At 32.4% G+C, this 24,604-nt stretch carries 18 protein-coding genes and 1 tRNA gene; 11 read left to right on the top strand and 8 right to left on the bottom strand.

Annotation, left to right across the window (positions count from 1 at the left end; genetic code table 11):
- Positions 1–84 precede the first annotated feature (84 nt).
- Complete coding sequence (locus tag N2712_04295; GenBank protein ID MCX8029198.1) at positions 85–2,124, top strand: HAMP domain-containing protein; 2,040 nt, start codon at positions 85–87, stop codon at positions 2,122–2,124.
- Here N2712_04295 and N2712_04290 read toward each other — a convergent pair.
- Positions 2,114–3,862 (bottom strand): hypothetical protein, encoded by a 1,749-nt coding sequence (locus tag N2712_04290; GenBank protein MCX8029197.1) that lies wholly within the window; start codon positions 3,860–3,862, stop codon positions 2,114–2,116. The genes N2712_04295 and N2712_04290 overlap by 11 nt on opposite strands.
- Before the next feature lie 5 nt (positions 3,863–3,867).
- On the bottom strand, positions 3,868–4,251 hold the full coding sequence (locus N2712_04285) for a ParB N-terminal domain-containing protein (protein ID MCX8029196.1): 384 nt from the start codon (positions 4,249–4,251) through the stop codon (positions 3,868–3,870).
- A 137-nt stretch (positions 4,252–4,388) separates the two neighbouring features.
- Between N2712_04285 and N2712_04280 the strand changes: the two genes are divergently transcribed.
- A complete protein-coding gene (locus tag N2712_04280) occupies positions 4,389–6,638 on the top strand; it encodes an alpha-hydroxy-acid oxidizing protein (GenBank protein ID MCX8029195.1) in 2,250 nt (749 codons plus the stop codon).
- 199 nt (positions 6,639–6,837) lie between these two features.
- On the opposite strand, the gene pnp is transcribed toward N2712_04280, so the two are convergent.
- Positions 6,838–8,976, bottom strand: a complete 2,139-nt coding sequence (pnp, locus tag N2712_04275) for a polyribonucleotide nucleotidyltransferase (GenBank protein ID MCX8029194.1) — start codon at positions 8,974–8,976, stop codon at positions 6,838–6,840.
- A gap of 234 nt (positions 8,977–9,210) precedes the next feature.
- On the opposite strand from pnp, the gene N2712_04270 reads away from it, so the two are divergent.
- Together N2712_04270 and N2712_04265 are read left to right on the top strand one after the other, a co-directional pair.
- On the top strand, positions 9,211–10,056 hold the full coding sequence (locus N2712_04270) for a transketolase (protein MCX8029193.1): 846 nt from the start codon (positions 9,211–9,213) through the stop codon (positions 10,054–10,056).
- Positions 10,049–11,011: a transketolase family protein gene (locus N2712_04265; GenBank protein ID MCX8029192.1), complete on the top strand. Its 963-nt coding sequence runs from the start codon at positions 10,049–10,051 to the stop codon at positions 11,009–11,011. Before N2712_04270 ends, N2712_04265 begins: the two co-directional genes overlap by 8 nt.
- On the opposite strand, the gene N2712_04260 is transcribed toward N2712_04265, so the two are convergent.
- Positions 10,997–11,647, bottom strand: coding sequence for a hypothetical protein (locus N2712_04260; GenBank protein MCX8029191.1), 651 nt, complete (start codon positions 11,645–11,647; stop codon positions 10,997–10,999). The two genes, N2712_04265 and N2712_04260, sit on opposite strands and share 15 nt — an antisense overlap.
- A gap of 198 nt (positions 11,648–11,845) precedes the next feature.
- Between N2712_04260 and N2712_04255 the strand changes: the two genes are divergently transcribed.
- From N2712_04255 to N2712_04235, 5 genes are all read left to right on the top strand, one after another.
- The gene (locus N2712_04255; protein MCX8029190.1) at positions 11,846–13,378 is read left to right on the top strand and encodes a Do family serine endopeptidase; all 1,533 of its coding nucleotides are present in this window, start codon (positions 11,846–11,848) and stop codon (positions 13,376–13,378) included.
- Positions 13,379–13,388: 10 nt separating this feature from the next.
- The gene (locus tag N2712_04250; protein MCX8029189.1) at positions 13,389–14,342 is read left to right on the top strand and encodes an acetyl-CoA carboxylase carboxyltransferase subunit alpha; all 954 of its coding nucleotides are present in this window, start codon (positions 13,389–13,391) and stop codon (positions 14,340–14,342) included.
- Positions 14,343–14,346: 4 nt separating this feature from the next.
- Entirely contained in the window at positions 14,347–15,528 is a 1,182-nt protein-coding gene (gene aroC / locus N2712_04245; protein ID MCX8029188.1) for a chorismate synthase, read from the top strand.
- Between the two features lie 222 nt (positions 15,529–15,750).
- Complete coding sequence (locus N2712_04240) at positions 15,751–16,416, top strand: SDR family oxidoreductase (protein MCX8029187.1); 666 nt, start codon at positions 15,751–15,753, stop codon at positions 16,414–16,416.
- Between the two features lie 13 nt (positions 16,417–16,429).
- The gene (locus tag N2712_04235; GenBank protein ID MCX8029186.1) at positions 16,430–17,551 is read left to right on the top strand and encodes a glycosyltransferase; all 1,122 of its coding nucleotides are present in this window, start codon (positions 16,430–16,432) and stop codon (positions 17,549–17,551) included.
- Here N2712_04235 and argC read toward each other — a convergent pair whose 3' ends face one another.
- From argC to N2712_04215, 4 genes are all read right to left on the bottom strand, one after another.
- Positions 17,552–18,580 carry an N-acetyl-gamma-glutamyl-phosphate reductase gene (gene argC / locus N2712_04230; protein MCX8029185.1) on the bottom strand — a complete coding sequence of 343 codons (1,029 nt, stop codon included), beginning with the start codon at positions 18,578–18,580 and terminating at the stop codon, positions 17,552–17,554.
- Position 18,581: 1 nt separating this feature from the next.
- Positions 18,582–18,670, bottom strand: a tRNA-Ser gene (locus N2712_04225).
- A gap of 38 nt (positions 18,671–18,708) precedes the next feature.
- The gene (locus tag N2712_04220) at positions 18,709–20,613 is read right to left on the bottom strand and encodes a hypothetical protein (GenBank protein ID MCX8029184.1); all 1,905 of its coding nucleotides are present in this window, start codon (positions 20,611–20,613) and stop codon (positions 18,709–18,711) included.
- Between the two features lie 9 nt (positions 20,614–20,622).
- Positions 20,623–21,612, bottom strand: a complete 990-nt coding sequence (locus N2712_04215; GenBank protein ID MCX8029183.1) for a V-type ATPase subunit — start codon at positions 21,610–21,612, stop codon at positions 20,623–20,625.
- 274 nt (positions 21,613–21,886) lie between these two features.
- Between N2712_04215 and N2712_04210 the strand changes: the two genes are divergently transcribed.
- Entirely contained in the window at positions 21,887–23,725 is a 1,839-nt protein-coding gene (locus N2712_04210; protein MCX8029182.1) for a penicillin-binding protein activator LpoB, read from the top strand.
- 12 nt (positions 23,726–23,737) lie between these two features.
- The gene (locus N2712_04205; GenBank protein ID MCX8029181.1) at positions 23,738–24,586 is read left to right on the top strand and encodes a hypothetical protein; all 849 of its coding nucleotides are present in this window, start codon (positions 23,738–23,740) and stop codon (positions 24,584–24,586) included.
- The last annotated feature ends 18 nt before the right edge of the window (positions 24,587–24,604 follow it).

The following is a 24,604-nucleotide window of genomic DNA, read 5'->3' as shown; positions in this document are numbered from 1 at the left end:
TTACTAAGTACCAAGGCTTGCTGTTGGAGGATAAATTTAGTTTTGTAGTAGGTGTAATTTATTATATTTATTGTAGTTAAACATATGAATAAAGAAGGCTTTAAGATAAAATTAAGCTTAGGAAAGAAAATATTCCTTTCCGTTTCATCTGTAATGATCATAATGATAGCAGTTATATACACTTCTACCGTCCGTTCAATAACGGATGGTCTTGAAGGTGAGATTAAGGTTAGAGGTGGGTCAATATCGAAAAATGTATCTTCTTCGTTGTCTACTATAATGTCTTCGATAATAGCAGATAAAATAGCACGAAATCCTCAAATCGAGAAGGAAATATTTTCCTCCAAAGAGATTATGAAATCTGTTCTTCTAGATCTTCAGCTTAAGGAAGAATATATAAACCTTATAGAAACTTTTGCTGATATACCTAAAACAGAAGATATTATGTGGGCAACTGTAATTGACATGGATAATAATGTAATAGCGCATTCTAGCCCAGTAGTAGGTTTTATGGAAAAATTTCAATTACCTAAAGGTACTTATAAACACGAGGATATAATGTTTGTTTATAGTACACTAATTACGAATTTAGTTATTAGAAAAAAAGGGTTCTTGGAAAAAGTGTTTTTAGGTTTTGTTGATGAAGGACTTGATTTAAAGTTAAGTAGAGATAAAGTAATTTTGACTGTTTCGGATAAACTTGGTTTCGATAGCAAAAGATCAGAAGAGATAATAGAAGTTGCATCAAAAAACCTTAAGGATAATCTGAAAAACAACTATGAGAAACTTTCAATTCTATACTGGCAGATAAAGTCAATCCAAAGAAAATATGAGAAGGGTAATTTAGGTTTGAAATTCAGATCAGAGTTGTCAAGGTTGGTTGAAGTTTTAAATTACAATTATATTACGTATGAACTAGTAAAACCGTATTTTGATCAATTTAAAAGTTTTTTAAATGATAATAAGGAGCTTATTTCAAGAGAAGAATATGACTATATCCTAAACATGATGGAACAGTTTATTATTAGTAGTTTTGGTATTATTGGTTTTCTACAGTACTATTATGAGAATCAAGGGAGTAAATCTCAAAGAAGACTTTTATTTTCTTATCCTGTTTTGATAAAAGGTGATATAGGTAAATATGTAGCGAATCTATACATAGGTATGTCCACAGAGAGTATAGATAGGACGATTCAGAATGTAGAAAGGCAGGTTCAGATTGGAGCATTGGTTGCTATACTTATTGCTGTTTTGCTTGTTGTTTTTCTGTCCAGTAGAATTTCAAAAGGTGTTAGAATAATAACAGATGCTATGAATAAGCTTTCAGAGGGTGATTTAACGATTAGAGCTTATGTTAAATCAAGTGATGAGATAGGTTTTATCGCGATGAACTTTAATAATATGGTTGAACAGATTGCTGAAAAAGAGAGAATGAGAGATATAATGAACAAGGTAGTGTCAGAAGAAATTGCCAGGGAGCTTATCAGTAAAGGAATAGAACTTGGTGGAGAGATGAGATTCGCAACAATGTTGTTTTCGGATATAAGAGGTTTTACATCTATGAGTGAAAAAATGGATCCACGAGATCTTGTTTCAATTCTTAATGAATATATGACAGAAATGGTTGAGATAGTTAAAAAATATAGAGGAGTTGTAGACAAGTTTGTAGGAGATGAAATAATGGTAGTATATGGAGCTCCTATTTCATTTGGAGAGATAAATGATGCATTATTGTCTGTTGTTACTGCTTATGAAATGATAAAGAGAATGGAATACTTACACTTAAAATGGAAGGAAGAAAATAAACCTCTTCTAACACCTGGTATAGGTATAAACTCCGGTAATGTAGTTGCTGGCAATATGGGATCTAAGGATAGATTAAGTTACACCGTTATCGGGGATGCTGTTAATACTGCTGCAAGATTATGTGGAGCTGCTATGGGCAATACATGTATAATAAGTGAAAATACTTATCAACTCGTGAAAGACTTTATAGATGTTGAAGAGCAAGACCAAATAAAAGTGAAAGGTAAAAGCGAACCCCTCAAAGTATACAAGATTGCCTCAATTAACCAAAGGGGTTACTCAAAAGTGCAAGAGATTTTGTCACCAATTACATCATAATTGAAAAATCCGAAATATAATGGGATCTTCCATAACTTATTGTTAAAAAAGCTTGTTTGTATTTAGTTGGAGAGGAAAGAACTAATTCTACTAATATTTTGTTGTTATATCTTATTACATTTTCTATACCTACTTTGATATTGTTGCTTTCAAAAATTTTCTTCTTCTGCATAAGATATTCTTTTATTTTTTTTTCAAGCGTTCCTGAAACTAATATTCTCTTCTTCTTGGCATTAGATAAGTCATCTGTGTTTAGTATGTACTGTATTTCTGATACTAAATCTCTAACTATGGGGTCTACATTAGGAGTTAGATAGTTGTCATAGTAAAAAAGCTCTGGGAAATATCTATTAGGATTAACTATTACATTATCAAAAGAAATACCAGATCCTATCGTTATGGATGAAGATCTATTTATTTCAATGTTTATGTTTGTTGATATGTTATTATATATTATGCTTATGTAGGTATTTACTCTGACTGGTGCTGTTGAATAGATTGTTATATTATCGTTATTTCTAGTTATCTCTAAGTTCCATAGAGTAGGTAACCCATCGAAAAGAGGTAGAAATATGTCAAAATTTATACCAGTTATATTCCTAAATGATCTTCTGAAAACTTCAAATGTTATTTCTTCATTTAGCGTCGTTAGATACTTAAAAAATGATATCAGTTGAGATTCTCCAATAATTTCTGATATGTATCTGTATATAAGAGGATACTTCCTGTATCTAATGATATCTGGGGTATCTTTAGCTAGTGATAAGTACTTTAGTTGTGATAGATAATTTTTAAATATGGTATCTTTTACTTGACTTGATCCAAAAATTTCAGATAGAACTTGAATACTAATATATTGTATAAATCCTTCTATTATGTCAGTGATCTCATAACTTATTTTCTTTCCAAGGCTTAGGTGAAGTAATTCATGAGATATGAGTATTAAATCTTCTAACCTTTCAATGTTTGAAAAGTAATCGTTAACAACTGAGGTTAGTTTGTTTATTATTATGTTGTCACCAATTACCTCGGAAAAAGTTGATTGTGGATAGTATATTATATTCAGTTGACTAGGTGTCTTTAGTTCAAATTTTTTTTTGATTACTGATAGAGAAAGATTCAAGAAAGATATTAAGTCAAGTGATATACTTTCATTTCCCTCGGGTATTATTAAGTCTATTTTTGTGCTATTCAAAGATATGCTTACAAAATCAAGATAACCAATTATTATTGGTGTGTTAATTTTTCTCTGTATAGTTATTGTATCTTTATTCACTTCTAAAGGTTTGTTATCAACGAATATTTCAGGAACGTCAATGGTTCCTACTTCTATGTATAAGCTAGAGTTAATATTTTCAACATCATCAATGGTTAGGTAAGGTAGATTTCTTAGTGTTTCGGATATAACAACTATTCCTTTGCTTTTATATTCTTTAGATATACTATAGTCATACACAATTTCTACTTCTGTTTTTTCTTCTTTTTTGACATCAACGTAATATATAAATGTTCCTCCACTCGATTTTTTTCTGAAACTTGCCTTTGATTTGTTAACTCTGATGAAAAGTACTTCTCTATCGATGAGAAATTCAAAATCTCTTCCATCGCTTTCAAATGATACAGAGTATGTTATTTGATTTTTAGGTATTGATATATTTACTTTAATGTCGCTAATTTTGGCTTCTAATAGTGATGTGAATGAGAGAATAAATACTAAAATTACGCATATCCTAAACATAAAATTCAAGAGAATAAGGCCTTTAAGAAATCTATGAACTTCCTTAATATGCCTTTTTTCTTACTATTCTGCTTTTTAATGATTTCTTCGACTTCTTCTTGAAACAGATTTTTTCTTGCATAATTTTCATCAAACTCAATATCTTCGAATAGATGTTTTTTATCGGAGCTTATTATTCTTGCTGTTATCTTTTTCCATCCAAGTTCTCTTGCAGATAATAATCTTCTATATCCTGCGATTAAAATGTAATCATCGGATATTACTATAGGATTTATAAGCCCTATTTCTTTCATACTCTTTTTTAATGGAGTTATGTCACCTATGTACTTTCTCTGCCTATTTTTTACCTTTATTTTATCTACCTCAACTTCTTTTATTTGAAAATCCATTTCAGTGATTATTATCAACAAAAACTCTAGAGTTTTTCAATTTTCTGATGTACTCAATTTTTTATATACTAATTTTTTCAGAATTTTCTGATGATTAGCTATTGCATTTAGAATAATGTACTATAAAGAATATGGATATGAAAAAGTATATAGTATCAATAGGTGGGGGAATATTGCAGGAGAAGATAATAAATGAGATAAGGAATATGGGTTTTAAGTCAATAGTCTTTGACAAAGATCCTCATTGTTTAGGTTCTGAAATAGCAGATTTGTTTTTCCCGATAAGCACGAGGGACTATGTAGGTATACTTCAAAAGTTGAAGGAAGATAATTTGATAGATGAAGTTATAACAGCAATTACTGTGGGTACAGATATGTCATATACTGTTGCTAAAATAAATGAGATTGTTGCCCCTTATTTAGTTTCTCCAGATACAGCGCTTAGGACAACAAATAAGTTCCTTATGAGAAAAACACTTCATGAGAATGGAGTTAGTGTGCCAGAATTTTATCTGTGTAATTCTATTGAAGATTGTCTTGAGGCATATAAGTTGCTTTTATCAAAGGGTAAGACTACTGTTATAAAACCAGTTGATAATATGGGGGCACGTGGTGTGAAGATGGTTGTTGATGAGAAAGATTTGATTTCTTCTTTTCAAGAAAGTGTAAGTTATTCTATGGAACAGAGAGTTATTCTTGAGGAGTATATAGATGGAGATGAATTGAGTGTTGATGCATTAGTATATAATGGAGAAGTTATTGTAACTGGAATTGCCGATAGAATAATAGAATACCCACCTTACTTTGTTGAGACTGGACACATTATGCCTACTAGTTTGCCGAGTGATATTGTTAGACTAGCATTGGAAGAATTTAAAAAGGCTGTAAAAGCAGTTGGAATAGTAAATGGTGCAGCAAAAGGAGATATAAGGATTAAAAAGGATGGAAAAGTTTATGTAGGTGAGATAGCATCAAGACTTTCAGGTGGATTTATGTCAACTCATACCTTTCCGTATTCAACAGGTGTTAATCTTATGAGAAACATACTACTTATACACCTTGGTAAAGAACCAGAAATAGGGAATTATGAATATAAGTTAGTTGCTATTGAAAGAGCAATAATACCTTACAAAGGAGTTGTAAAATCAATAAAAGGTATTAATCTGGCTAAATCCATAGATGGAGTAAAGGATATTATAATAAAAGTTAAAGAAGGAGATGAGATAGTAGACCCAAAAAATAACTTAGACAAAGCTGGTAACGTAATAGCAGTAGGTAAGACAAAGGAAGAAGCTATTAGGAATGTTAATAAAGCTCTTAGAAGTATAAAAATAGAGACTTTGAATAATATGGGTTTTATTTCTGATGTTGAAATCCTGAAAATAGCAAAGGAAAAGTTTAATGGTAGTTGTTATGTTTGTAAAGAATGTAATGGGGAAGCTTGTAGAGGCAAAATGCCAGGAATTGGAGGAGTAGGTAGTGGTCAGACTTTTGTTGAGAATGTTAAGTCTCTAAAGAAGTACAAGTTGCTTCCTAGATATATACATTCTGTTGATAGTATTGATATTTCGTTTGATTTTTTGGGAATTAAACTTGATATGCCCGTTGTAGTATCTCCTGTTACAGGTACTAAGACAAATCTTGGAGGATTAGTTGATGAGCTTGAGTATGTTAGATGGGTGTTAAAGGGAGCTATGTTTGCTGGTACTATTGCAATGGTTGGAGATAGTGCTACACCTGATAAGTATAAAGTAGGTATAAAAGGAATACTTGAAAATTTTGGTAATGGTGTAGGAATTTTCAAACCTAGAAAAGATAATAGTGAAATCCTGAAAAGGATAAAAGAAGCAGAAGAAGTTGGAGCTTTAGCTGTAGGTATGGATGTTGATGGTATTTCAATCCTTACTATGCGTTTGAAAAATCAGGAAGTAAGTCCTAAAAGCTTTGATGAACTTAGATATTTGATAAGTTCAACACATCTGCCTTTCGTTGTAAAAGGAATTATGACGGTTGAAGATGCTATTCTGGCTTATAGAGCAGGAGCTAAAGTTATAGTAGTATCAAATCACGGAGGAAGAGTGAACGATTCGTTACCAGCAACTATTGATGTATTGCCGGAAATAGCGAAGGTTTTAAAGGGGAAAAATGTAATAATAGGAGTAGATGGAGGTTTTAGAAGTGGAGCAGATGTAGTAAAAGCTTTGTGTTTGGGAGCTAATTTTGTTGGGATTGGAAGACCTGTAACTATATATGCTTTTGGAGGTGGGGTAGATGGAGTAAAGTACTACTTAGAAAAGATAAAAAATGAAATAAAAGAAACACTTAGGATATTGGGTGTTGAGTCGATTAAGAATTTATCCGCTAATTACATTAGAAACTTTGAATAGTTATTGAGATTTTATGAGAAGATATTATGTGGAAATATAGTAGAAGTTAACTTGGGTTTGGTTTTTTTTGTTTACCAAAACCTAGATATTCTTTGTGATAAGCGGTTGATAACGGTTAGAGTTTTTTAGATTGATTGGTGCAATTTGTGTAAATTTACCTGATAAATAAATTCAGATAATTTTTATTCTGATTTAGTTTTTACTGTTTCCTTTGTGTTGAAATTGATTTATCTATTATTTCCTTCTCTGCATCGATTCTAGATAAAGCTATTCTACCTAGATTATCAATTGAGATAACTTTTGCTGTTATTGTGTCTCCTATGCTCAAGTATTCTCTTATATCTTTTACTCTAGATCTAAATAGTTTTGATACGTGGATCATACCTTCCTTTCCAGGCATAACTTCGATAAATACGCCGTAATCTTCAATCCTAGTTATAGGACCTGTGACAATATCTCCTACTTTTACACCTTCAATTATATTTTTTATTATGTTGTAAGCTTTTTCTATATCTCCCTCTCCTGGTTTTGAAGATATTGTTATTTTGCCTTCAGGTGATATATCGATTTTAACTCCGGTGTCTTGTATTATCTTCTTTATTACTTTACCACCGGGGCCTATTACATCTGCTAATTTGTCAGGATCAGTTTTTATAAATTTTATTCTAGGTGCGTGATCTGATATTTTTAGCTCTTTTCCTTTTACTTTTTCTTCCATTATATCAAGTATTTTATTCCTTGCTTCTTTTGCTATATAGAGTGCTTCTTTTAGGATGGGTAGAGGTAATCCTTCAATTTTGAGATCCATTTGGAATGCTGTTATTTTATCTCTAGTACCTGCTACTTTGAAGTCCATGTCACCAAACTTATCTTCGAGTCCTTGTATATCGACTATCAGGTCGTATTTACCTGTTTTTTCATCAAGCACTATACCCATTGCTATACCTGCTACCAGATCAGATATTGGTACTCCAGCATCTATGAGCGAAAGTGAAGCACTGCATACCGTTGCCATAGATGAAGAACCGTTTGATTCAAGTATTTCTGAAACTACTCTTATTGTATATGGAAACTTATCTTCGGGTGGTAAAACTGCTTCAATTGCTCTTTCTGCAAGATGCCCATGTCCTATTTCTCTTCTGGATACAGGGCCTAGCTTTTTGACTTCTCCAGTAGAGAAAGGTGGAAAGTTATAATGTAACATAAATCTTTTAAATCCTTCTTCTTCGATATCATCTATGAATTGTACATCACTGGCACTACCGAGTGTTGTTATACCTAAACTTTGCGTTTGTCCTCTAGTGAAAATTGCAGATCCATGTGTTCTGGGAAGTACTCCAAGTTCGCACCATATTGGTCTTATTTCTTTTGGTTTTCTTCCATCTATCCTTATACCTTCTTCCAAAACTTGTCTTCTTAGTATATCTCTTTCCATCTCTTCTATGTAAAATGTTACATCATTCCAATTTATGTTGTTTGCTTCTTCACCTAAATTTTGGATTATATCGTTTCTTATTGAATTTACGATTTCATCCATATTGCTTTCTCTTGTTTTTTTGTCCTGGACATTCATTGCTTCTTTCATCTGTTTTTCGTACTTCCATATTATGTCAAAAACTTCTTTTGGAAGTTCTCTTTGTTCTATTTGAATTTTCTCTTTTCCTATTTGTTTTGCTATTTCTTTTTGGAAATCTATTAGTTCTATTATATATCTATTCGCAAATTCTAGTGCTCCGTACATTTCTTCCTCATTTACTCCTTTGGTACCCCCTTCTATCATTGTGATACCGCGCTCTGTTCCTGCTACTATTATGTCTATAAGTGATTCGTCTATTTGTGCGAAGGTAGGATTCAAAATGTAATTTCCATTTATATATCCAACTCTTACTCCTCCAACAGGTCCCCTAAACGGTAGGGATGAAATCATAAGCGCTATTGAAGAAGCAAAAATGGCTACTACATCCGAAGGATTTATCTGATCTGCTGATAGTACCATTGTTATTACTTGAACTTCGTTTATAAATCCTCTGGGAAAAAGTGGTCTTATAGGTCTATCTATAAGCCTTGATATTAGGATCTCTTTGTCAGAAAATTTACTTTCTCTTTTAACGAAACCTCCTGGTATCTTACCAGATGCATAGAATTTCTCAACATAATTTACAGTTAAGGGTACGAAATCTACATCTTGAACTTTATCACCGTAATTTACTGTTGATAAAACAACTACATCTCCATATCTAACTAGTACAGCAGAATCAGATTGCTTTGCAATATGCCCTGTTTCAACTACAAACTTTTTGCCACCTATCTCTCTACTAAAAACTTTTAAACCATTCATAATGATAAACCTTTCAATGTATAAGTTTATTCAGGTATTATAAAAGAAGTTTTTACTACAATACTAGTTTATAAAGTTTAGGTTTGATAGGATATTTTTTCGAACAAATGAGTTATAGCCTCAATTTACTTTCTAATAGAGGTAAATTGAGTAGTAAAGTAGTTTTGTCGTTGAATTTTTTATCTAATATTTTTAACTTTTATAATTAAAGTAGTATTTTGGGGGCGAAAACTGATGGTTGGACAAAAGTTAGATGTTGAGAAGTTGAAACAAACAGCCAGAGAAGTGAGAGAGAAAATTCTTATTATGACTCATGAAGTGAATAGTGGTCATCCTGGTGGATCAATGTCGTTGGTTGAGATTATGTTATCATTATACTTTTATAAGTTGAAATATGATCCTAAAAATCCTGATTGGGATGACAGGGATAGGGTCATAATTTCTAAAGGACATGCTACTCCTGTAGTTTATCTTACCTTAGCCAAAGCTGGTTTCTTCAAAGAAGAAGATTTGATGAAAGGTTTTAGAAGATTTGGACATATTTTTCAAGGACATGTTTGTGTAGATGTGCCAGGGATAGAATTCAATACTGGTTCTTTGGGGCAAGGATTATCTGCGGGTATAGGAATGGCTTTAGGTGCTAGGTATAAAAAGAAGGATTATAGTGTTTATGTTATTTTAGGAGATGGTGAGGTGCAAGAAGGTAGTATATGGGAAGCAGCTATGTTTGCATCTCATCACAGAATTGAGAATCTTTGTGCTATTATTGACTATAACAAGGTACAAGAAAATGGTTTTGTTAACGATATCTTGAGTATAGAACCTCTAAAGGATAGATGGGAATCCTTCGGATGGAACTACATAGAAATAGATGGCCATAATTTCAATGAGATATTTGATGCTTTAGATGCTTTTACTTCAAGTAGGGGTAGTGGCAAACCTACAATAATAGTAGCAAACACTGTGAAAGGTAAGGGGGTATCCTTTATGGAATACAAACATACTTTTCATGGTAGGGCTCCTAATAAGGAGGAATTGGATAATGCATTAAAAGAGCTTAAGGGAGGAAACGATGATTGAAATTCAGCCTAAACCTACTAGAGATGGATTTGGTGAAGAGCTTGTAAAGTTAGGGTATGAAAATGAAAAAATAATAGTTTTATCAGCAGATCTTGAAGATTCAACTAGAGCAGAGTATTTCAAGTTCAAGTTTCCAGATAGATTCTATAATACTGGTATAGCAGAGCAGAATATGGTAGGTATAGCGGCAGGTCTAGCAAAAGAAGGATTTATAACTTTCGCTACATCATTTGCGGTTTTTCTAACAAATAGAGCGTATGATTTTATAAGAATCTCTATTTGTTACAATAACCTGAATGTTAAGCTCGTTGCGTCTCATGTGGGTGTTACAGTAGGAGAAGATGGTGCTACAGCACAATCTTTAGAGGATGTTGCGATAATGGCAGTGTTACCTAATATGAGAGTGTTGTGCCCTGTTGATTATATAGAGGCTAAAAAGATAACTAGATATGTTGCTAATGAGTTTGGTCCATTCTATGTAAGGTTGAGTAGAGCTCCCTATCCTGTTTTAACTTCTGAGAATGATACTTTCGAGTTTGGTAAGGGTAGGGTTTTTGTTGATGGAGAAGATCTAACTATTATATCTTACGGAATAACCGTTTCTGAAAGTATAAAAGCTTCAGAGGAGCTTAAGAAAGAAGGAATATCTGCAAGAGTTGTAAACTTAAGTACACTAAAGCCTCTTGATGAAGAAGTTATATTAAAGTCTGCAGAGGAAACAGGAGCAATACTTGTCGTAGAGGAGCACCAAGTAATAAATGGACTTGGTAGTATGATTGCAAGAGTACTAGCTTCAAAAAAACCTGTACCTATGGAATTTGTGGCAGTTAATGATGTATTTGGTGTATCCGGGAAACCTTATGAGTTATTGGAACATTTCGGACTTGACTATAAGCATATAAAAAATGCAGCAATCAATCTAATGAAAAGGAAAAAATCTTCACTTTTGGTATGAAAAGTAATCGATATAAACATTCCTCCTAAAGGATCTTATATCGTATTTAATCATATATGTGTTTATTCTGACTTCAAAGTTATTGGGAGTGTTTATACTAAACCTAGTTATTTCGCTATTGTTAATTAGAAAAACAATACTACTATTGTAGACTATTATTGTTAGCAGTGAAGTATCTGACATGAATGTATTCGATAAAGTGAAATAGATGTTTGTAAGTGGCGAAACGAAATATGTTTCTACTACATTGGTATTTATAGTATCATCAAAGTAGTACTTGAATGAAATTTTGGAGTTTTCTCTGTATGAAAATAACTCCATTTCTAATGCAACATTTGTAAGCTTGTTAAGCGCATAAATAGAAAATCTACCTCTCGGAAATAATGGTATCGATGATATACCACTACTGTCTGTTGAGTCTTCTCTTATACTAAATAAGATAAATCCATTAGAGATTGAAACATTCTCTCTTTTCAACTGAGAAAAACCTATAAATGTTTCTCTGGCTGTCCATATAGAGTTGTCAAATGATTGAAAATCGTCAAATAAGAAATCTTTATTATAAAGGTCATCCTGCTCAGGCAGTAGATTACAAGAAGATGTAAAAAACATTATGATAAAGAAAACTACTATCATCTAGTTTAATTATAATCAAGATGTTATCTAGATTCAAAAGTTAACTGTACTTCTACAGAGAAATCGAAAATTTTTCAAAAGCAGAGTGTTTGAAGGTTAAAGATTTTTAGAATTTTGTATTTTTCATATTTGTTTTCTTTTGAATTGAAAGTAATGTTTTTATAAATTTACAATCTAATTAAATCTTCGGAGGCTTATATGAAGCGATTTTTTTTAAAATTTATGAAGAATTGGTTTGTGTTAAATCTTATCTTGACGGGATTTTTATTTGGTGTTATACTTTCGTTTAGTTTTTTAGGAGTGAGTTGTGGTGGATCGCAATCAGGCTTTTTGTCTTTTGCTAGCAGTGTTGATTTATCTAAGCTTCCTGAAGAGTACAAATATGCTTATGCTGTTCAAAAAGTTCTTAATGAGGTTGCACAAAAAGTGTCTCCCGTTGTAGTAAACATAAAGAGTGAAGATGTTATTGAATATACATACCGAGATCCATTTAACTTTTTCTTTGATGATGAACTTTTGAGGAGATTTTTTGATTTACCTGAAACTCCTAAAGAGAGAAAGTATAGAAAGGTTATACCTAGTCTGGGTTCTGGATTTATAATATCAAAAGATGGTTACATACTTAGCAATTTGCATGTGATAAGACCTGCCGGTAAGATAGCAAAAAATATTATAGTAACCATACTTAGTTCAGGGAAAGAGTATAAAGCGCGAGTTATCGGTTATGATGAAGAAACGGATATAGCGTTGCTAAAAATAGATCCTAGAGAAGATCTACCTGTAGCAATACTAGGTGATTCTGATAAGGTTAAAGTTGGTGATTTTGCTATCGCTGTAGGTAATCCTTTTGGTTTGAATGGTACTTTTACATTTGGAACGATAAGTGCGGTTAACAGGGATATTCAGGGTAATGTGTTTTCCAAGTATATTCAAACAGATGCTCCAATAAATCCAGGTAATAGTGGAGGACCTTTAGTTAATATATTTGGAGAGGTTATTGGTATAAATACTATGATAATATCACCTAATCAGCTTACAGGTACTGCAGGTAATGTTGGTATTGGGCTTGCAATACCTATAAATACTGCTAAAAGAGTTATAAAACAACTTATAGACAAGGGTAAGGTTGAAAGAGGTTATATAGGGGTTAGTATATCGGAACTAGATGAAGAAACTAGGAAGCAACTAAATCTACCAAGTGATGTAGGAGTACTTGTAAGTAGAGTTGAGCCTGGAAGTCCTGCTGAAAGAGAAGGTATAAAACAGGGTGATATAATAGTTGAAGTCGATGGTAAGAAAATCTCAAAATTTGACGATTTGCTTGATAATATTGCTTCGAAATCTCCGGGAGAAATTGCTAAAGTTAAAGTCTTCAGGGATGGGAAGTATATAGATTTTAACTTAAAGGTTACTGCAAGACCGAGTTCTGATGAACTTGCAAAAAGATATGAGGAAGGAGATTCAAATCAATCGACACAGAAAGAGTATAAAGGCGTAATTGTTAGTAATAATCCAAATGGTAATGGAGTAGTTGTTATTGATGTTAAAGAGGATAGTAGTTTTAGCGGAATACTCCAGAAAGGAGATGTAATCATAGAAATAAATAATCAGAAAATAGATAACATAAGTGATTTTGAGAAATTTTCAAGAAATAATCAGAATCAGAAAAGATTCCTTATCAAATTTTATAGAAACGGTATGTTGATGATAAGAGGTTTTTCAATTAAATAGGAGGCAAGTTATGGATGTTAAACCTTTGAGTTTTGAGACACCAATTGTTGAAATGGAAAAAAAGATAGAAGAAATGAAAAATTCATTAGGTCTTGATGATAACGCTCCGGAAATAAAAAATTTATACAAACAGTTGGAGGACATAAAAAACAAGGTATACTCAAATCTTACGGAATGGCAAATAGTTGAGATATCGAGGCATCCTGAGAGACCTACTTTTGTTGATTATCTTAATAGCATTTTTAAGGATTTTATTGAACTTGCAGGTGATAGGTATTTTGGTGATGACAAAGCGATAATAGCAGGTTTTGGTAAGTTGGACGGGAAGAGCGTATGCATAGTTGGGCAGGAGAAGGGAAAAACAGTTGAAGAGAAAATAAAGAGGAATTTTGGTATGCCTCATCCGGAGGGATACAGAAAGGCTTTAAGGGTTATGAAGTTAGCTGAGAGATTTAGAATACCTGTTATAACATTTATAGATACTGCTGGAGCATATCCTGGTGTTGGAGCAGAGGAGAGAGGTCAAGGTGAGGCTATAGCGAGAAATCTCTTTGAGATGTCGGGACTCAAGACACCATTGATTGGAGTTGTCATTAGCGAAGGAGGTAGTGGCGGAGCTCTTGCGATAGGAGTCGTTGATAGAATTTTTATGTTGGAGTATGCTATATACTCTGTTATATCTCCAGAAGGATGTGCTTCGATACTTTGGAAAGATGCTTCGAAAGCACCTGAGGCAGCAAAAGCTCTTAAACTAACTGCAAAGTGGTGCAAAGAATTTGGTATAGTTGATAAAATTATCAAAGAACCTCTTGGAGGAGCACATAGAAATCCAGAATTTGTTTTCAACAACCTAAAGTCAGAACTAATCAAGGAAATTGATACCCTGTCTAAGTTTTCAAATGAACAACTCATAAAGATGAGATATTCGAAATTTAGGAATCTTGGAGTTTACGAGGTAAAGTAAATTTATGATAAAATATTTTACATCTGGTGAATCTCATGGTAGAGGTATATCTGTAATAGCTTATGGTTTTCCTTCAAATATACCAATAGATGTTGATTATATCAACAATGAACTCTCGAGAAGACAGAAAGGGTATGGTAGAGGCGGTAGAATGAAAATAGAGAAAGATACTGTCGATATAATAGGTGGTGTTAGAAACGGTAAAACGATAGGTAGCCCTATATCGATGGTTGTATGGAATAAGGATTGGGAAAATTGGAAGGATAAAAATCCTCCTAAAGTTACTAAACCTAGACCTGGACACGCAGATTTGATAGGAGTCTTAAAATATGGTTTTGATGATATAAGAGATGTACTTGAGAGAGCAAGTGCTAGAGAGACATCAGCAAGAGTTTGTGTAGGAGCATTGGCAAAGTATACTCTTGAGAAATTTTTTGATGTTAGAATATTTTCGCATGTTGTTGTTTTTGGTGGAATTAAGGTTGATTTAAATGGGCTTACATACAAAGATATAATTGAAAATTCTCTGTTATCTGATGTTGGTATTGGAAACCCTGAATTTGAAAATGAGATAAAATCTTACATAGACAAAGTTAAATCAGAAGGAGATACTATAGGTGGTATCATAGAAATAGTTGTCCTGAATCCTCCAATAGGTTTAGGTAGTTATACACATTGGGAAGATAAGATAGATGCCAGAATTGCGTATGCTGTTATGAGTATTCAGGCAATAAAAGGAGTTGAGTTTGGAATGGGATTTAAGATGGGTATGGTAAGTGGTAGTCAAGTGCATGATGAAATATCTTGGAATGGTAGAAGATTTGTAAGATATTCTAATAATGCTGGTGGAATAGAGGGCGGAATGACAAATGGAGAGCCTATTATATTAAGAGCAGTTATGAAACCAATTTCTACTCTCATGAAACCTAAAAAGTCTGTTGATATGGTTACGAAGGAAGAATTTCTAGCACATGTTGAAAGATCTGATGTGACTGCTGTACCCTCTGCTGGAGTTGTAATTGAGTCTGTTGTTGCTATTGAATTGCTCAATGCTTTATTGAAAAGATATGGTGGAGATGATATAAGGCTTATAAAAAACTCATTTGAGTCGGATGATATCCAGAAGCACAGAACAGGTTTGGAAGTATTAGAATCTTCTTATCATTCTTGTTATTTTGATGCTTAATTTTGAACTAGTCATAGAATTTTTCAAAGTCTATTTAATCTAAAATCCTTTGAGAGAGTTAGTGTATTTTTTGTATCAGTTAGTAAATTTTTGGATCTTAATGTATATATCTAATTAGGTTTTGGTTATTTGGGTATTAATTTTGGGGTAGTTGTTATCTGTCATTCTTAATTGTAAATCTAATTTGAAATGGTTATATATTAGCATATACTATTAATCTAGATGTCTAAGGTTGTTTTAGTTACTGGAGGAAGTATAGGTATAGGTAGAGCGATTTGTTTAAGGTTTGCTAAGTCGGGGTATAATGTAGTTTTCTCATACTATAAAGATGCAGAAGAAGCAGAAAGAGTAAAAAGAGATTGTATAGATTTAGGGGCTAAGAGCGTGTTTTTTTATTATCTCAATTTAGTTGATGATAATAGTATAAAGAAATTTGTAGCAGAGGTTATAGGTAGATACAGTAGAATTGATATATTAGTAAATAATGCTGGTGTTATTGCTTGGAAAAAACTTGAAGATCAAACGTTTGATGAGATAGCTTTGCAGGTTAGAGTTAATCTTGAAGGACTTATCAAGATAACTAAAATTTTACTTCCATATGTTAAGGATAAGATAATCAACATATCGAGTGGGGCAGGTAAAACAGGTTTTTCTGAATTGACTACATACTGTGCTACTAAGTTTGGAGTGAGAGGTTTTACTCAAGCGATTGCTAAAGAATTACATAACATAAAGGTTATATCTGTCAATCCTGATATGACGCAGACAAGAATGACTAATTTTGTTGGTAGACCACCTGAAGATGTAGCAGAGATAGTATTTAAAGTTGCTGAAAATATTATAAATGTTTCTTCTGGAGATGATGTTGATGTTTGGAAATTTGCTTGATTAGGAGGAATATATGAAAGTTTCAATAATGTATGTTAAGGCTGGTGCAGGACACATATCTGCAGCAAGAGCATTAGCAGATGAACTTAAAGCATTGTATCCTGAAGTTGAACCTTTGTTGTATGATGGGCTTACGGGTGCTCCTAATTATGTAAGAAATATAATTGAAAAGGGATATTCAACAGCATCGAATTTCTTTCCACCTATATGGAATTCTATATATGCTATAAGTAAACTCTACCTAATTAGAAAGATTGAGGTTGATTTAGTAAATCTGTACATAAAAAAGCATGTAAAAAATTATATTCTAACAGAAAAACCTGATAAGATTGTTATTGATCACTTTTTTGTAATAAAGCCTGTTTATGAGATAGTTAAAGAAGAAAAGTTGAATACAAAAGTTTTAGTTATAGCAACAGATCCATTTACTTGTCATCCAATATGGTTTACATATCCTGATATTGATCTTGTAGTGTTTAGTGAAAGGATGAAAAACTATGCGATTAGGTATGGTGTTTCACCTGATAGGATAGCAGTTTTACCAATAATCCTCAATAGAAAGTTTAACTCAAAACTTCCAGATGATGAAATTAGAAAACTCAAAGATAGATATGGTTTTTCACTAGATAAACATCTAGTTTTGATTGCTGGTGGAGGTGAAGGGTTACCAAACGGTGAGCTTTTTTTAGAAGAGATTGCTAAATCTGATCTTGATGTTGAGATAGCTATAGTTTGCGGTAGAAATGAAATTCTTAAGCAGAAAAGTGAAAATATTGCCAAGAAATATACTAACAAAAGAGTAGTAGTATATGGGTTTGTTGATTTTATGTATGACCTTATGAATATGTCTAGTGTAGTTATAACTAAAGGTGGGCCTGCAACAGTAATGGAGACACTTATTCTAGAGAAACCACTTATAATAACATCCTATATATGGGAACAGGAAAAGGGTAATGTAGAGTTTGTTGAACAAAATTCTCTAGGCTTCTATGAGACTAAGCCTAGAAAAGTTGTTGAAAAAGTGAGAAAACTTTTGTTTGATGAGGATCAGGTTAGAAGATTCCAAGAGAATATCAGAAAAGCTAATATAAAGAATGGTACCACCGACATAGCTAGGTTTATATACAATTTTTAGCTAAACAAGACCTTCTTTCTCATCAATACTCATCATAATATTCATATTCTGAACTGCTTGTCCTGATGCACCCTTGATAAGGTTATCAATTGCTGAAAATATAACTATTCTGCCATTTCTCTCAAGATATTTTACACTTATCATACAGTTATTTGTGTTTGAAACCCATTTAGTTTGAGGTATTCCATCTACTAGATGGACAAAGTATTCATTATCGTAGTATGATCTATAAAGGTCTTCCAACATTTTTTGTGATACTCCTTCTGCTGGTATGTATATAGAGGAAAATATTCCTCTATCCATAGGTATTACGTGTGGTACAAATAGAATATTTACTTTTTGATTAAACTTGAGGTATACAAACTGCTCTATTTCTGGAGTGTGTCTGTGTAACGGTAATCCATATGCGTAAAAGTTCTCGTTATGTTCTACGAATAATGAATCTTCAGATACTTTTTTGCCTTTCCCTGAGATACCTGACTTTGAGTCAATTATTATATCATTTAGATTTATTTTCTCCTTTATTTCTACGAGAGGATAAATTCCTAAAGATATACTTGTTGGATAACATCCAGGGTTTGCAATTATTTCTCCATTTTTGATTTCATTTCTGAATACTTCAGATAAACCCCAGACTGATTTAGCTAATAATTCAGGGTATGGATGGTGTATTTTATATGCTGTTTCAAATACATCTTTATTTTTGAATCTGTACGATGCACTTAAATCTATTACTTTTATACCTTTAGAATTTAGTATATGTGTTATCTCAATAGCTGGTTCGTGTGGTAGGGTCAAAAACATTACATTGACATCACTTTTAGATATACTTTTTACAATTTTTTCTGTGTCAGAGAATGTTATGTTGAGATGTGGTAACTCGGGAAAAACCTTATTTGCTTTTTCCCCTACGAGTGTTCTTGAGGTAATAAAGGATATTTCTACGTATTTATGTTTACTTAGGATTTTTAAAAGTTCAGCTCCTGTATATCCGCTAGCACCTACTACTCCAACTTTTATTTTATCCATTCGGAGAGGGTGGGATTCGAACCCACGGTTCTCCCAAAGGAGAACAGCAGATTTCGAGTCTGCCCCAATCGTCCGCTCTGGCACCTCTCCAATCAGCAAAAATTCTGAAACTGAAAAGTGATTTCTTTCTACTTGAGTGGATCAAAAGCCTTACCACCACCTCTGAAAAATTTAGTAAAGAATTCATAGAAACTTAGCCTTAGAGCTTGTATACCAACTATTAATCCTTCAAAACCTATTATGAATATTTGTCCAAAAACTATTATAAACAACGCAATGATATCACCTATAAATCCACCTTTTACAACTTCTGCTATTGAGAAGAAAGTGATCATAAGAGCAGTGTGATTAAGTGCGAAACCTGCTATTCGGATGAATGATATTGTATTGCTTACAAATGATATGAAAACTTCGAATAGCTCGAAGAATATTGCAACAGGAGATATGTCATGGTTATGTTTCTTTGCTTCGATAATACTTTCAATAACAAACATGAGCAAAGGTATTAGGATACCTAAAGCCATTAAATTTGTGTTTAAACTGCTACCAAAAACAAGAGCATAAATAGGATATCCTATCAAAAAGGTATAAAAAACTAGACCAGGAATTCCTTTACTTCCGAGTAACAGTTTAGGTAAGTTATGCTCTATTACTGTATTTACGATGTTGAATAGAAGTCCTATGAATATAACTATAAAACCTATTAGTATAGATACTTTCATTAACTTCAATACGTCGTGTAATGGAGAAGTCCACATGGCGGGTATTATTTTTTCTTCTACACCAAATACAGAACCATATAGAAATCCGAATAATGCTGCTGATAATCCAACTGCTATCCCAAGTCCTGCTACTACTCTAAAACTTTTGAATTTCCAGAAAAGTAAGGCAGATACAACTGATAAGACAAGTCCTTGTCCTACGTCACCAAACATCATCCCATAGAATATTACATACAAGACTGCAAATATTACCGTAGGATCTATTTCATAGAACCTGGGTATAGCATATAACTTTACGAGGGATTCAAATGACCTTAGCATTTTAGGGTTATTTAACTTAGTAGGTATTATTGTATTTTTATCTTCTTTAATGAGATTCTTTGCATTTTTTAACTCAATAACTGATATATCATTTGTTATTCTTTTTAGTTCTTCGACTACTGTTTTTGAGTGTTTTTCGGGGATCCAACCTGAAAATATTATAAACTTTCCTCCTTTAATTGATGCGTTTTTTATCCTCATTGAAGAGTTTACAAACCATAGTCCTTTGTAAAGAGTTAGTATCTCTTCAGTGTGTGTTTCGATGATCTTATCAAGAGTCGAGGTTAGTTTTTTCTTTTCTAGCTCTATATCCTTTAGTTTTTCTTCAATATCTTTTATGTTTACATCTTCTGTTATTACATTTGCAATATCAATAAACTTTATAAAAGAAGTAGATAGTTTTATTATTTCACTTTTATAACCCTGAGGTAGAGCAACTAGTATTATTGATAGATCTCCAAAGGTTTCAATTTCTTCTATTATACTTGGTAGAGATGATAAGTTTTTGATGATAGGTCCTGCATCATATTTGGTAACCACTATAACTGTTACAAAAAATTCTTTTGGTATATTTTTGAATGATAATTCTTTAGTTATTTGATGGTTAAGTTTCTTTATCCTAAGTTCTAGTGCTTCTTTTTCAATTTTCTCAATCGCTGATGTTACAGTATAAAAATCGTTTTCTATTTTTGAGAGTCTTCTTTCTATATCTTCTATAGATAAAGGTTCTCTTTCTTCGATTGTTAATTTTATTTTGTTTTCGTCTATCTTCATTGCAAGGGAGAGTTTATCGAGTCTTGTCTTGAGATTTGAGAATTTTTCATTTTCGTTGTTGTCTTTAGGTTTGAGTTTAAGTAGTTTAGATGCATTTTTATCTGTGACAGTTTTAACTTCAAATTCGCCGAACTTAATAAGATAATCAGATATAGGTTTCAAAAAATCATCAACAGTTAGCACAGTTATTTCTACCATTCTTTCGGGGAATAACATATCTTCCTCCTATAGTATTAACATTTGTCTAACTTTTTCAAAAGAAAAGCCGCTTTCAAAGCCACCAATTATAGAAAAGTAGTTTTTCATATCTATTTCTCTTAGTATTATCATTGCGACTATTGTTGATGGATCTAGGGGGTTTCCTATGATAATATTCTTTGCTTTGTTTTTGAGTATGATATTTTTCATCTTGTCGATATCGTCTATATCAGTTACTATAAAGTTTGGTGGTATGACTTTTAAGTCTATACATTTTTTAATGAAACTATCTCTATCAGAAACAAACAATTCGACTAATATGTTTTGTCTGTCTTCTAAGAATGTTAGAGAGTGTATATACCCTTCTACGTCGATTCCAGATAAAAACTTCATTTTAGCAAGCATTAAGGCAATTTCATAGAATGCTTTTGTAATCACAAGAGATGTGAAATTGTGCCCAAATTTAACTTTCTTTGATAAAAGGTTCTGATAGTACTCGATGCTTGAATATAGAAGTAAATCAGATACACTTGATAATGTTAAAGTTTTGACTGTGTTGTATAGATTTTTATTTTTTAGTTTGTGGTGTATCATTATCTTGATGTATAGGTTTTTTATATCTTCGATTTTTTCTAGTTTTCTTATTTCTTCTACAGAAGATGTTGAAGAGTAGTTGAATAGAAACAAATCACTTTCATTATGTCCACTTAGTTTTGCTCTTAGCATAGTGTTTAGGTTGTAGAATTCGTAGTATAATAAATATGCTTCTATTAGTTCTTTTATGTCAGGATCCCTTGTTATCTTTAGTATCTTTTTTGAGAATTCTGTCGGAAGGTTAATAATGTACTTTTTTATATCTTCGTAGTCTAGTTTTTGTTTTTCGAACATATGAAACGTTTCTAATATGTTTTCTCTACTAAAAGAGGAAAGCGTATCAATTATACTTGTATCAATTGTTTTATAAAATTCTCTTCTTATATGATACATTAACAAAGCCATTGTGGTTGAGTAACTCATAATACTGAATTATCAGCAGTATAATTGTAATATTTCAAATTACAGCGGGATAGCTTGATGAAATTTAGATTTTGTTTATATTATGAGTTTTAAGTTAATTTTTGGGGACCTATAATGTTAATATTTTTTATTTCCATCTTTTAGAATATTTGTTCGGAACTCTATAAAATACCATCATTATTAATATTTTACCGATTTAGTTACTAAACTGACTGAATATCTTGAATTCTATAGGTATATTGATTATAATAGTGAAGCATGGAAGGAGGATTCTATGGGATTGATTGTTTCTAGGAGCTACTTCTCAATGATTTCATACGTGTTATTGATACTTATGGTTAACAGTTTTTCTTTCGCAAGAGCTGGTTTAGGCACATCTTACGATTATTCATCTACTTCAACTAGGTCAGTGGTTAAGGACTATGATCCAGATTCATCTCTGAATTTAAGATCTTATGATGAGCTCAAATTGGAAATAAGAGATAATCTTCTGAAAGTAGGAGTGTTTGCTAATGCAAAAAAGAAAATAGTAATATATGTTTGGGACTTTAATAACAAGAGTGGTTACAGAGTTGGTGCTAGTAAAATAAAGGATGATATATCTACAATACTTTTAGAAACTGGTAAATTTAGATTGGTTGAGGATGTTGTTGTTGAAATGGCTCTAAAAGAGATGAATTTATCATCAACAGGTTTCATAGATCAAAATGACATAAAAGAGTTTGGTAAGAGACTGGGAGTTGAATATATTCTTTATGGTTCTATAAACAATAATCCGTTAGCTGGTGGAGAACCTAATATATCTTTGGTACTAAAACTTATAGAAATTGAAACTACTCAAGTAATTTGGTCATACGAAATAGGTATGAATAGGAAGGACTTCAAAACGAGTTTAGACGCAGTAATAGATGAAGCTATATACAAAAATCCAAATTCATTACTTAGTAGTTGGAAGTCAATAAATGAGGAGGCAATATCTTCTTATGGGAAGGGTATAAAATCTATATCTGTATTTTTCATAAATACAGGAATGGGGATAGATGATACAGCTGCTGTTGATAAAATGACTAGTGCTTTAGTGCAAGCGAATATACCTGGAGTTAGGGTTGTTGATAGGGCAAACTTGAGTAGAATAATTGATCAGATAAGTAAGGAAGGTTATAAAGAGTCAGTGTTTTTTGCGACTAGAAAAGAATTTGGTAAATTTTATAGTGTTGATGCGTTTTTGTACGGTGTGCTGGTGAAAGATGAAAAAACTGGTAGAACTGAACTAAATCTTAAGCTTGCAATGGTTGAGAGTGCTACCATAGATTGGGCTAGAAAATTCCAAGCATATATGACATCTGCTGAGAGAGAATCTATAGGCAAAATGCAGCAAAAAGAATTTTCAGAGGGTGTCTCAAAAACGGTCAGTGCTACTGTGGGAGCAGTAGGTGAGGTTCTGGGATTTATATTGTCAGCACCCGGAATAGGTGTGAGGCTTGGTGGTGGATGGTTGGGTGGTTTTACTACCCCAGGTATGACTTCAAAATCTCTATACAATAACTACGAACTATTCGAAAATGCAACTCAAATTCTATCATTTAACTTTTCTATCGACTTTCTTAGGTTAAGAATATGGGAAGGTACTTTTATTGAAACAGGTTTTAAATTATGGTTTGGGAGTTATACGCCGCTAGATGATTCATCTAAAGAGGTAAAGCTTACGTCAGCTAGTTTCAATGGTAGATTGTTATATACTGCAATTAGATATGCTGAACCATCGTTTTTTTTAAGAGTCTCTATATTTCCTTTGATCGAAGGACTCTCAATAATAAGCTCAAAGGTATCTTACCAATATGATTATATTTACAAAATATCAGATACCATTGAGACCAAGGTGCCAAATGGAGTGGTGTTCTCTCCATGGAATTGGCCTATAGAGTTTGAATTTGGAGTTAGTGTTGATGATGCTCCACCTTACATATCGTTTATATTAGGATTTTGGGATCCAGGGGATTACATGAACAACATAAGTGATCTTGAATGGGAGTTCGGTATAAATATTGTTATACCAATACTCTGGTGGCATCCTATGTCTTTTTTATATGATAAATATTTAACTAGTTACTAATGGAGCTTAGATATGAAAGTGAGTGGTTTGTTGTATTTATTGTTTATATTTATTCTTGTGACTACTCCTGAAGCAGTATCACAGGAAAATAGTAAAATTTTATCTAGCTTGAAGTTTGTGGTTTTGCCGGAAAAAGAATATCAAAATGATGACTATACATTATTAGTAGTAAGTTTGATAAATGACAAACTATCAAGTCGAAATATTGAGTATGTTGAATCTACAATTCTAGAAAAGATAAGAAAAAAGGTAACGAGCATATATGAAGAAAAAAAAGGACAAGGTATGACATTTTCACAACTTCTTGCTAGCGAGGCCGGTGGTAATGTTTATGTTGAAATATCAGCTAAGGTGGAAGATAAAGAGATGCAGCAAATGCAAAACTCTTATCCTGGTGTCCCTTCAGTAAGGGTTCGTCAATTATATGCTAGGATTGTAATAGGTGCTTATGATGTCTCAACTGCTAGAGGTTTAGGTAAAGCGATTATTTCAACTAATGTACTAATAGCGGGTAATACTTCCGAAAAGATAGAGAAAGTAATTTCAAAGCTCTCTGAAGATGGGTTTAATGAAGTTCTAAATAAAGTTGTTAAATATCTGGAGAAAGGAGAAATGGTATCTTTGAGGGTTATAGGGATTAAGAAGGTTTCTAGCGAAAAAGAGTTCTCATCTTTATTAGATAGTTTACCAAGTGTCAAAATAAAGAAGAGAAAAAGTCTTTCGGAAGGATACATAGAGTATGAGGTAGTTGTTGATCCTACAGTTGAAGAATTCATCAATGATTTAAGAGATTCACTGGAAACAACTACCTCTAAATTTGATATTACTACTTCTCAAAACCTTGTTATCGTACAATTTTGAGAAGTTATGTGAGTTAGT

The organism is Brevinematales bacterium, from assembly GCA_026415355.1.
In the GTDB taxonomy this organism is placed as follows: domain Bacteria; phylum Spirochaetota; class Brevinematia; order DTOW01; family DTOW01; genus SKYB106.
This window is presented reverse-complemented; position numbering and strand designations above follow the sequence as displayed.

Coding starts and splice junctions, on each gene's coding strand:
- N2712_04295 (MCX8029198.1), top strand. CDS start 85: ATGAATAAAGAAGGCTTTAAGATAAAATTAAGCTTAGGAAAGAAAATA.
- N2712_04290 (MCX8029197.1), bottom strand. CDS start 3,862: ATGTTTAGGATATGCGTAATTTTAGTATTTATTCTCTCATTCACATCA.
- N2712_04285 (MCX8029196.1), bottom strand. CDS start 4,251: ATGGATTTTCAAATAAAAGAAGTTGAGGTAGATAAAATAAAGGTAAAA.
- N2712_04280 (MCX8029195.1), top strand. CDS start 4,389: ATGAAAAAGTATATAGTATCAATAGGTGGGGGAATATTGCAGGAGAAG.
- pnp (MCX8029194.1), bottom strand. CDS start 8,976: ATGAATGGTTTAAAAGTTTTTAGTAGAGAGATAGGTGGCAAAAAGTTT.
- N2712_04270 (MCX8029193.1), top strand. CDS start 9,211: ATGGTTGGACAAAAGTTAGATGTTGAGAAGTTGAAACAAACAGCCAGA.
- N2712_04265 (MCX8029192.1), top strand. CDS start 10,049: ATGATTGAAATTCAGCCTAAACCTACTAGAGATGGATTTGGTGAAGAG.
- N2712_04260 (MCX8029191.1), bottom strand. CDS start 11,647: ATGATAGTAGTTTTCTTTATCATAATGTTTTTTACATCTTCTTGTAAT.
- N2712_04255 (MCX8029190.1), top strand. CDS start 11,846: ATGAAGCGATTTTTTTTAAAATTTATGAAGAATTGGTTTGTGTTAAAT.
- N2712_04250 (MCX8029189.1), top strand. CDS start 13,389: ATGGATGTTAAACCTTTGAGTTTTGAGACACCAATTGTTGAAATGGAA.
- aroC (MCX8029188.1), top strand. CDS start 14,347: ATGATAAAATATTTTACATCTGGTGAATCTCATGGTAGAGGTATATCT.
- N2712_04240 (MCX8029187.1), top strand. CDS start 15,751: ATGTCTAAGGTTGTTTTAGTTACTGGAGGAAGTATAGGTATAGGTAGA.
- N2712_04235 (MCX8029186.1), top strand. CDS start 16,430: ATGAAAGTTTCAATAATGTATGTTAAGGCTGGTGCAGGACACATATCT.
- argC (MCX8029185.1), bottom strand. CDS start 18,580: ATGGATAAAATAAAAGTTGGAGTAGTAGGTGCTAGCGGATATACAGGA.
- N2712_04220 (MCX8029184.1), bottom strand. CDS start 20,613: ATGTTATTCCCCGAAAGAATGGTAGAAATAACTGTGCTAACTGTTGAT.
- N2712_04215 (MCX8029183.1), bottom strand. CDS start 21,612: ATGAGTTACTCAACCACAATGGCTTTGTTAATGTATCATATAAGAAGA.
- N2712_04210 (MCX8029182.1), top strand. CDS start 21,887: ATGGGATTGATTGTTTCTAGGAGCTACTTCTCAATGATTTCATACGTG.
- N2712_04205 (MCX8029181.1), top strand. CDS start 23,738: ATGAAAGTGAGTGGTTTGTTGTATTTATTGTTTATATTTATTCTTGTG.